Below are 10989 nucleotides of genomic sequence, written 5' to 3' on the forward strand. Positions count from 1 at the left end.
GTCGCCCTCCCTGTGAGCGTGTGGCGGTGGTCAGGAGATGCCGAGCTCGTTGTCGATGAAGCTGAGGACTTCGTCGGCGGTGGTCGCCGCCGAGAGCCTGGTGCTCACGTCCTCGGTACCGGCGGGGGCGTGCCGGTCCTTCCATTCCGACAGCAGGGCTTGCAGGCGCGAGGTGATCTCCGCGTGTGCGGCGGGGTCGTCCGACGCGCCGGTGGACGACAGGGTGGTGGCCAGTCGGTCGAGTTCGCCGAGCACGGCGGCGGACGGGTCGGCCGGCTCCTGCGGCACCAGCTCCTGCCGCAGGTGGGCGGCGAGGGCGGCGGGTGTCGGGTAGTCGAAGACCAGGGTGGCGGGCAGCCGCAGTCCGGTGGCGGCGTTGAGCCGGTTGCGGAGTTCGACGGCGGTGAGCGAGTCGAAGCCGATCTCGTTGAAGGCGCGCCCGCCCTCGACGGCGTCGGCTCCCGCGTGCCCGAGCACGGCGGCGGCCTGGGTGCGGACGAACGTCAGCAGGACCCGTTCGCGTTCGGCCTCCGGCGTGGCCGCCAGCGTCTGCTGGAAGCCCTCGGCGGCCTGCGCCCCGGCCTCCAGGGCCCGGCGGGAGGGGCCGCGGACCAGGCCGCGCAGCAGCGGCGGCACCAGGTCCGCCGACGGCACCCGGCGGAAGGCCGCCAGGTCCAGGCGGACGGGGACGAGCAGCGGCTCGTCGAGCGCGGCCGCCAGGTCGTACAGGGCGAGTCCGGTGTCCGAGGCGAGCGGGCGGACGCCGGAGCGGCGCATCCGCAGCACGTCGGCCTCGTCCATCTGCCCGGTCATGCCGCTGCTCTGCCCCCACAGGCCCCAGGCCAGCGAGGTGGCCGGCAGGCCGAGGGCGCGCCGGTGGTGGGCGAGGGCGTCCAGGAACACGTTGGCCGCCGCGTAGTTGCCCTGGCCGGGCCCGCCGAAGATGCCGGCCGCGCCGGAGAACATCACGAAGTGGCGCAGGTCCGGGGCGAGTTCGCGGGTGAGCTCGTGCAGGTTCCAGGCGGCGTCGGCCTTGGGCCGGAAGACGGTGCCGATCCGCTCCTCGTCGAGGGATTCCAGGACGCCGTCGTCGAGCACGCCGGCGGTGTGGACGACGCCGGTGAGCGGGTGCGCGTCCGGGACGGCGGCCAGCAGCGCGGCCAGCGCCTCCCGGTCGGCGGCGTCACAGGCGGCGACGGTCACCTCGGCACCCAACTCCTCGAGTTCCGCGCGGAGTTCGTCGGCGCCGGGGGCGTCGGGGCCGCGGCGGCTGGTGAGCAGCAGCCGGCGGACGCCGTGCTCGGCGACCAGGTGGCGGGCGAGCAGCCCGCCGAGGGTGCCGGTGCCGCCGGTGACGAGCACGGTCCCCGACGGGTCGGCCGCGCCGGCGGGCATGGTCAGGACGACCTTGCCGACGTGCTGCGCCTGGGCCAGGTGCCGGAACGCCTCGGGCGCGCGCCGCACGTCCCAGGTGGTCACCGGCAGCGGGCGCAGCCCGGCCGTGTCCACGAGCTCCACGGCCTCGGTGAGCACCTGCCCGGTGACCTGCGGGCCGGCCTCGCTGAGGTCGAACGTCCAGTATTCGACGCCCGGATACCAGCCGGCGACGTCGTCGGCGTCGCGGACGTCGACCTTGCCCATCTCCACGAACCGTCCGCCGTGGGGCAGCAGCCGCAGCGACGCGTCGACGAACTCGCCGGTGAGCGAGTCGAGGACGACGTCCATGCCCTGCCCGCCGGTGGCGGCCAGGAACTCCTGCTCGAAGTCCAGCGTGCGGGAGTTGGCGATGTGCGCGTCGTCCAGCCCGAGCGAGCGGAGCGTGTCCCACTTGCCGGGGCTCGCCGTGCCGTACACCTCGGCGCCCAGGTGCTGCGCCAGTTGCACGGCCGCCATGCCGACCCCGCCGGCCGCCGCGTGGACGAGGATCCTCTCCCCCGGCCGCAGGTCGGCGAGTTCGACGAGCGCGTGGTAGGCGGTGGAGAAGACGACGGACGCGCCGGCCGCCTCCTCGAAGGTCCAGCCCTGCGGGACGGGGGCCAGCATCCGGTGGTCGGCCACGGCGACCGGGCCGAAGGCCTTCGGGAAGATGCCCATGACCTTGTCGCCGACCGCGAACCGGCCGACGCCGGGGCCGACTTCGAGGACCGTGCCGGCGCCCTCGCCGCCGACCGAACCCGTGCCCGGGTACATGTCGAGCGCGATGAGCGCGTCGCGGAAGTTCATGCCGGCCGCGCGGACCGCGACCCGCACCTGTCCCTCGGCGAGCGGGGCGACCGCGTCGTCCGCGGGGACGAGCGCCAGGTTCTCCAGCGTGCCGCGGGCGGTCAGGTCGAGGCGCCAGGCGGCGACTCCGTCCGGCGGCGTCAACTCCTCGGCGGCCGCCGGCCGCGCCAGCCGCGGCGCGTACGCCGCGCCGTCGCGCAGGGCGATCTGCGGTTCCCCGGCGGCGGCCAGGGCACCCGCCAGCGCGGCGGCCGACCCGTCGGCCCCGTCGAGGTCGAGCAGCGCGAACCGGCCCGGGTTCTCCGTCTGGGCCGAGCGGACCAGACCCCAGACGGGGGCGTGCGTCAGATCGACGTCCTCCCCCGGCAGGACCCCGACGGCGCCCCGGGTGACGACGACCAGCCGCGCGTCGGCGAACCGCTCGTCGGCGATCCACTCCTGCGCCACGGCCAGGACGCGCGCCACGGCGGCGCGGGCCGCCTCCGGCTGCCCGGCGACCGGCCCGTCGACGGACGGGCAGCCCAGCAGCACCGCGTCGGGCAGCGGCGTCCCGGAGGCCACCACCTCGCCCAGGGCCGCCAGGTCCGCGTACGTCTCGGCACGCGCCCCGGACGTCTTCAGGGCGGCACCCAGGCCGAGTTCGTCCGCGCCCAGCAGCGCGTACCGGGCGGAGGCCGCCGGCCGGTCCGCCGCGATCCCGCTCCACAGGAGCCGGAACATGGCGTCCGCACCGGCCGAGCGCGCCGCGTCCAGGGCGGCGGCGGCCATCGGCCGCAGGCTGAGCGACGCCGCCGAGGCGACGACCGTGCCCGTCGGGTCGGCGACCGTCACGGCGACGGCGCCGGTCCCGGCGGGGGCGAGGTGCACCCGCAGCGCGGTGGCACCGGACGCCCGCAGGGCCACGCCCTCCCACGCGAACGGCAGCCACGGCCGCCCGCCGTCCTGCTGCGCCTCGGGCAGAACGATCCCGAGGGTGAGCGGGTGCAGGGCGGAGTCCAGCAGCGCCGGGTGCAGTCCGAACCCGGCCGCGTCCACGCCGTCGGGCAGGGCGACCTCCGCGAACACCTCGTCGCCGTGGCGCCAGACCGTCCGGACGCCCTGGAAGGCGGGCCCGTAGCTCATGCCGACGCCGGCGAGCCCGTCGTAGAACGCGCCGAGGTCGACGGGCTCCGCGCCGGCGGGCGGCCAGACACCGGCCGCCGGGAAGGGAGCGGCGGCGCCGCTCTCCTCGGCGAGGACACCGGTGGCGTGCCGCGTCCACGGCTCGTCCTCGGCGGCGTCCTCCGCACGGGAGAACACGTCGAGCGTGCGACGGCCGGTACCGTCGTCCGCACCGACCTTCAACTGGAGGTGGATTCCACCGCGTTCGGGCAGGACGAGGGGCGCTTCGAGGGTCAGTTCCTCGACCAGGCCGCAGCCGACCTCTTCACCCGCCCGGACGGCGAGCTCGACGAACGCCGTACCCGGGACGAGGACAGCGCCCGCCACCTGGTGATCCACCAGCCAGGCATGAGTGGCCCGGGAAAGACGACCCGTCAGAAGCACACCCTCACCGTCGGCCAGCGTCACGGCCGCGCCCAGCAGCGGGTGACCGGTGGAGCCCAGACCCGCCGAGGTCACATCACCGGTCCCGGCGACGGTCTTGGGCCAGAAACGCTCCCGCTGGAAGGCGTACGTCGGCAGATCCACCCGCCGGGCGGTACCGAACACCGCGTTCCAGTCGAGGTCGACACCGCGACTGTGGGCCTCGGCGAGGGAGGTCAGGAAGCGCTCGACACCACCCTCGTCGCGCCGCAGCGTGCCCAGCACCACCGCGTCCGTCCCCTCCAGCGTCTCCTGCACCGGGACGGTCAGCACGGGGTGAGCGCTCACCTCGACGAAGGCTCCGAAGCCCTGGGACAACAACGCGGTTACGGCGTCGGCGAGTTCGACGGTCTGACGGAGGTTGCGGTACCAGTAGCCGGCGTCCGTGACCGGGCCGGTGAGCCACTCCCCCGTCACCGTCGAGAAGAACGGCACCTCGGGAGCGAGCGGCGTCACGGGGGCGAGGACGTCCAGGATCGTCTCGCGGATCTCCTCCACGGCGGCCGAGTGCGACGCGTAGTCCACCGGAATGCGGCGGGCGCGGACCGCTTCGGCTTCGCAGTGGGCCATCAGCTCATCCAGGGCAGCGACCTCACCCGAAACCACCACGGACGTCGGGCCGTTGACCGCGGCCACCGACACCCGACCGTCCCACCGGCCGATCAGCTCACGCACCTCCGCCACCGGCAGCGGGACGGACACCATCCCACCCTTGCCCGCCAGCGCCCCGATCGCCCGCGACCGCAACGCCACCACCCGCGCACCGTCATCGAGCGACAACGCACCCGACACCACCGCAGCCGCGATCTCACCCTGCGAGTGCCCGACCACCGCCGACGGCCGCACCCCGTACGAACGCCACACCTCCGCCAACGACACCATCACAGCCCACAACACCGGCTGCACCACATCCACCCGCTCCAGCCCCGGCGCACCCTCCACACCACGAAGGACATCAGTGAGCGACCAGTCGACAAAGGCCGACAGCGCCTCCTCACACTCCCCCAACCGCTGCGCAAACACCGGGCTTTCGTCCAGCAGCCCCACGGCCATGCCGGCCCACTGCGACCCCTGCCCCGGGAACACGAACGCCACCTGGCCCACGTCACCCGACGCGACACCCTCGACCAGACCCGGAGCAGGACGCCCCTCGGCCAGCGCCCTCACACCCTCAAGGAGCCGCCCACGGTCGGCACCGACCACCACGGCGCGGTGATCGAGCGCCCCGCGCGTCGTGGCGAGCGAGAAGCCGGTGTCGGCCAGGCCGAGCGACGGCCGGGCCTCCACGAACTCCACCAGCCGCGCCGCCTGCGCCCGCAACGCCCGCGCACCACGCGCCGACAGCACCCACGGCACCACACCACCCGTCGCCGGCTCCCCGACACCGACGGCGGGCTCCTCGGCCGGCGCCTCCTCCAGGATGAGGTGGGCGTTCGTACCGCTGAAGCCGAAGGACGAGACGCCGGCCCGGCGCGGCTCGCCGCCCGCCGGCCACTCCCGCGCCTCCGCCAACAGCTCGACGGCACCCGCCGACCAGTCCACGTGCGGCGTCGGCTCGTCCACGTGCAGGGTCTGCGGGAGGCGGTTCTCGCGCAGGGCGAGGACCATCTTCATCACGCCGGCGACACCGGCGGCGGCCTGGGTGTGACCGATGTTGGACTTGACCGAGCCGAGGAGCAGCGGCCGGCCGGCGGGCCGGTCCTGGCCGTAGGTGGCCAGGAGGGCCTGGGCCTCGATGGGGTCGCCGAGCGTCGTGCCGGTGCCGTGCGCCTCGACCACGTCGACGTCACCGGTCGTGAGGCCGGCGTTGGCGAGGGCCTGGCGGATGACGCGCTGCTGGGACGGGCCGTTGGGGGCGGTCAGGCCGTTGCTCGCACCGTCCTGGTTGATCGCCGAGCCACGGACCACGGCCAGCACCCGGTGCCCGTTCCTCCGCGCGTCCGACAGCCGCTCCACCAGCAGCACGCCCACGCCCTCGCCCCAGTTGGTGCCGTCGGCGGCGCCGGCGAACGCCTTGCAGCGGCCGTCGGCCGCGAGGCCGCGCAGCCTGCTGAACTCCACGAAGGTCCGCGGGGTGGCCATCGCGGTGACGCCGCCGGTGAGGGCGAGGGAGCACTCGCCCTGGCGCAGGGCCTGGACGGCCTGGTGGAGGGCCACCAGGGAGGAGGAGCAGGCGGTGTCGACGGTGACGGCCGGGCCCTCCAGGCCCAGCACGTACGACACGCGGCCCGAGACGACGCTGTAGGCGTTGCCGGTGCCGACGAAGCCGTCGGAGCCCTCGGCGTCGTCGGTGAAGTAGAAGGTGTAGTCGTTGTTGTTGGTGCCGAGGTAGACGCCGGTGCGGCTGCCGCGCAGGCTTCCGGGGTCGATCCCCGCGTCCTCCAGGGCCTCCCAGGCGGTCTCCATGACCAGGCGCTGCTGGGGGTCCATGGCGAGGGCCTCGCGGGGCGAGATGCCGAAGAACCCGGCGTCGAAGTCGGCGAGCCGGTCCACGAAGCCGCCCTCGCGGACGTAGCTGGTGCCGGCGTGCTCGGGGTCGGGGTCGTGGAGCCCGTCCAGGTCCCAGCCGCGGTCGTCGGGGAACGGGCCGATGGCGTCGGTGCCGTCGGCCAGGAGCCGCCACAGCGCCGCGGGCGAGTCGACGCCGCCGGGGAAGCGGCAGGCCATGCCGACGATGGCGATGGGCTCGTCGTCGGCGGCCGTCACCACCACGGGGGCGGAGCCGTCGGCACCGGTGCCGCCCAGCAGTTCGTCCCGCAGGTGGCCGACGAGCGCGAGGGGGTTCGGGAAGTCGAAGACCAGGGTGGCGGGCAGGCGGAGCCCGGTCACGGCGCCCAGCCGGTTGCGGAGTTCGACGGCGGAGAGGGAGGAGAAGCCGAGGTCCTTGAAGGCGCGGTTCGCCGGCACCGCGTCCGGGGACGCGTAGGCGAGGACGAGCGCGATCTCCGCGCGGACCAGGTCGAGGAGCGTCCGCTCCTGTTCGGGTGCGGCCATGCCGGAGAGGCGGCGGCGCAGTCCGGCCGCGCGGTCGGTGCCGTCGGCCGCGGCCGCCTCCTCCACCAGACGGCGGACCTCGGGCAGTTCGCCGAGGAGGGCGCTGGGCCGGGCGGCGGTGAAGACGGGGTGGTAGCGCTTCCAGTCGATGTCGGCGACGGTGAGCGTCACCTCGTCCTGCGCGAGGGCCGAGTCGAGGTCGTCCAGGGCGAGGGCGGCGTCCATGGGCGGCATGCCGGCCTGCCGCAGCCGTGCGTCGAGTTCGGCGTCGCCGCCCATGCCGTCGCCGGCCCAGGGGCCCCAGGCGATGGCCGTCGCGGGGAGGCCGTCGGCGCGCCGCTGCTCGGCCAGGGCGTCCAAATAGGCGTTGGCGGCGGCGTAGTTGGCCTGTCCCGCGTTGCCGAGGACACCGGCGGCGGAGGAGAAGAGGACGAACGCCTCCAGGTCCAGGCCGCGGGTGAGCTCGTCCAGGTTGCGGGCCGCGTCGGCCTTCGGGCCGAGGACGGCGGCGAACCGCTCGGGGGTGAGCCCGTCGAGGACCCCGTCGTCCAGCACGCCGGCGGCGTGCACCACTCCGGTGACCGGGTGCCGTGCGAGGAGCGCGGCGAGGGCGTCGCGGTCGGCGGCGTCGCAGGCGGCGATGGTCACCTCCACGCCCGAACTCTCCAGCTCCGCGCGCAGTGCGGAGGCGCCCGGTGCCTCGGGGCCCCGGCGCGAGACCAGGACGAGCCCGGACACGCCGCGGTCGACCAGCCGGCGGGCGACCTGGGCGCCGAGGGCGCCGGTGCCACCGGTGACCAGGTACGTGCCCGTGGCCGCCCTGCCGCCCTCGGGAAGGGCGGCAGGCCCTGCCGCGCGGACGAGGCGCCGGGCGTGGACGCCCGAGGGGCGCAGCGCGACCTGGTCCTCGCCGCCGGTGGCGGCCAGAACGGCGAGCAGGCGCGCCGCCGTTCGCTCGTCGGGGGTTGCGGGGAGGTCGACGAGACCGCCCCACGCCTGCGGGTACTCCAGCGCGGCCACCCGTCCGAGACCCCAGATCCGGGCCTGCACCGGGCTGGTCAGGCGCTCCGACGCGCCCACCGACACGGCACCGCACGTCGCGGCCCACAGGCGGGCGTCCACGCCCACGGTGCCCAGGGCACCGATCAGGGCCGCCTGGAGCAGGAGCCCGGAGGTCTCGTCCAGGCCGGCGAACGACAGCACCCCGCCGTCCACCGCCCCGGCCTCGACCCCGGCCCGCAGGAGGGCGGCGTCCAGCCGCTCCGCGAGCACCTCGCGCTCGACGCACTCGGCGTCCACCTCGGCGCGCACCACCCGCGCACCGGCGCCGTCGAGGGCCGTCACCGCGGCGTCCACCCAGGCGTGTCGGGCGGCCCCGGCGGGCACGACGACGAGCCACGTCCCGCCGGGCAGGGAACCCGCCGGGTCGGCGACGGGCCGCCACACGACCCGGTATCGGCGCCCGGCCTCCTCGTCGGGCGCGGCCGTGCCGTAGAGCGCGGCGGTGCTGTCCAGCCAGTAACGCTCGTGCTGGAAGGCGTAGGTGGGCAGATCGACGCGGCGGGCCACGTGCGGGGCGAAGAACGCCTGCCAGTCGACCGTCACTCCACGGGCGTGCAGCCGGCCGAGCGCGTCGACCGTCGTCCGCTGCTCGGCCCGGTCCCGGCGCAGGGCCGGCACGAACACCGCGTCGCGGGCGGTCTCCTGGCCCATGGCCGACAGGACGGCGTCCGGCCCGAGTTCGAGGAACGTACGGACGCCGTCGGCCTCCAGCGTGCGGACGGTGTCGGCGAAGCGGACGGCGTCGCGGACGTGGCCCACCCAGTAGTCGACGGAGGTGACGTCACCGTGCACGACGACCGGGATCGCCGGGGCGGAGAAGGTGAGCTGGGAGACGACGTGCCGGAAGTCCTCCAGCATCGGGTCCATCAACGGCGAGTGGAACGCGTGCGACACCCGCAGACGCTTCGTCTTCACACCGTCCGCCGCCAGAGCCTCGGCGATCTCCAGGACGGCCGACTCGACACCCGAAACCACCACGGACGCAGGCCCGTTGACCGCCGCGATACCGACCTCGTCCTCCCGCCCGGCCAGGAGCGGGAGGACCGTCTCCTCCGACGCCTGGACGGAGACCATCACACCGCCCGCAGGCAACGCCTGCATCAGACGACCCCGCGCCGCCACCAGACGGGAGGCATCCGCCAGCGACAGAACCCCCGCCACGTGCGCGGCCGTTACCTCACCGATGGAGTGCCCGGCGAGGAAGTCGGGCCGCACGCCCCAGGACTCGACCAGCCGGTAGAGCGCGACCTCCACGGCGAACAGCGCGGCCTGCGTGAACCCCGTACGGTCCAGCGCCTCCCCGTCCCCGTCCACGACCTCCCGCAACGGCCGGTCCAGATGCCGGTCCAGCTCGGCGCACACCGCGTCGAACGCGTCCGCGAACACCGGGAAGGCGGAGCGCAGTTCACGCCCCATCCCGAGCCGCTGCGCGCCCTGCCCCGTGAACAGCACCGCCAGCTTCCCGCCCGCGGTCTCGTCCACGGTGACGCCGGGAGCCGATTCGCCGCGTGCGACGGCCCGTACGCCCGCGAGCAGTTCGTCGGTGTCCGTGCCCGTGACGACGGCCCGGTGCTCCCAGGCCGTGCGGGAGCAGGCCAGCGAGAAGCCCGTGTCGGCGGCGAGGGCGCCGGACGGCGCCGTGCGGACCCAGGTCAGCAGGCGCTCGGCCTGGGCCTTGAGCGCCGCCTCGGTGCGGCCGGAGAGGACCCACGGCACCACGCCGCCGTCGGCGGTGCGCGCGGCCGGCTCGTCCTCGGCGGCGGGGGGGGCCTGTTCCAGGATGACGTGGGCGTTGGTGCCGCTGATACCGAAGGACGACACGGCGGCGCGGCGCGGCCGGTCGGTCTCGGGCCAGGCCACGGCCTCGGTCAGCAGCTCGACGGCGCCGGCGGACCAGTCGACGTGCGTGGAGGGCCGGTCGACGTGGAGGGTCCGGGGAAGGACGCCCTCGCGCATCGCCATGACCATCTTGATGATGCCCGCGACACCGGCGGCGGCCTGCGTGTGACCGATGTTCGACTTGATCGAGCCGAGCCACAACGGCCGGCCCTCCGGCCGCTCCTGGCCATACGTGGCCAGCAGCGCCTGCGCCTCGATCGGGTCGCCCAGCGTCGTCCCCGTGCCGTGCGCCTCGACCGCGTCGACCTGGTCGGCGGCGAGGCCCGCGTCGACGAGGGCCTGCTGGATGACGCGCTGCTGGGAGGGGCCGTTGGGGGCGGTCAGGCCGTTGGAGGCGCCGTCCTGGTTGACGGCCGAGCCGCGGACGACGGCCAGCACCGGGTGGCCGTTGCGCAGGGCGTCGGACAGCCGCTCGACGAGGAGCACGCCCACGCCCTCGCCCCAGCCGGTGCCGTCGGCCGCGTCGGCGAAGGACTTGCAGCGGCCGTCGGCGGACAGCCCGCGCTGGCGGCTGAACTCCACGAAGGTGCCGGGGGTGGCCATCACGGTCACGCCGCCGGCGAGGGCGAGGGAGCATTCGCCCTTGCGCAGCGCCTGGATGGCCAGGTGCAGGGCGACGAGGGACGAGGAGCAGGCGGTGTCGACCGTCACCGCGGGGCCTTCGAGGCCGAAGGTGTAGGCGACGCGGCCGGAGACGAGGCTTCCGGAGCTCTGGTTGCCCGCGTAGTCGTGGTACATCAGGCCGGCGAAGACACCGGTCCGGCTGCCCTTGAGGGTCGCGGGGTCGATGCCGGCCCGTTCGAAGACCTCCCAGGAGGTCTCCAGCAGCAGGCGCTGCTGGGCGTCCATGACGGGTGCCTCGCGCGGGCTGATGCCGAAGAACGTCGGGTCGAACTCGGCGGCGTCGTGCAGGAATCCGCCCTGGCGGGTGTAGCTGGTGCCCTCGCGGCCGGTGTCGGGGTCCGGGTCGTAGAGGGTCTCGACGTCCCAGCCGCGGTCGCGGGGGAACTCGGTGATGCCGTCCGTTCCCGAGGCGACGAGCTGCCACAGCTCCTCGGGCGAGGTGACCCCGCCCGGGTAGCGGCAGCTCATCGCGACGACGGCTATCGGCTCGTGCTCCTTCTCCTCGGCCTCCCGCAGGCGCTCGCGGGTCTGGTGCAGGTCGGTCGTGACCCGCTTGAGGTAATCGCGGAGCTTGTCCTCAGTCGCCATGTAAAGCCGTCCTCC

The 10989-nt window shown here is 75.0% G+C and carries 1 protein-coding gene; it reads right to left on the reverse strand.

Annotated features, from left to right (window positions below; genetic code table 11):
• Positions 1-30 precede the first annotated feature (30 nt).
• Positions 31-10974: a type I polyketide synthase gene (locus AC230_RS19270; RefSeq protein ID WP_049717537.1), complete on the reverse strand. Its 10944-nt coding sequence runs from the start codon at positions 10972-10974 to the stop codon at positions 31-33.
• Between the last annotated feature and the right edge of the window lie 15 nt (positions 10975-10989).

This window comes from Streptomyces caatingaensis, assembly GCF_001187435.1.
Lineage (GTDB): Bacteria > Actinomycetota > Actinomycetes > Streptomycetales > Streptomycetaceae > Streptomyces > Streptomyces caatingaensis.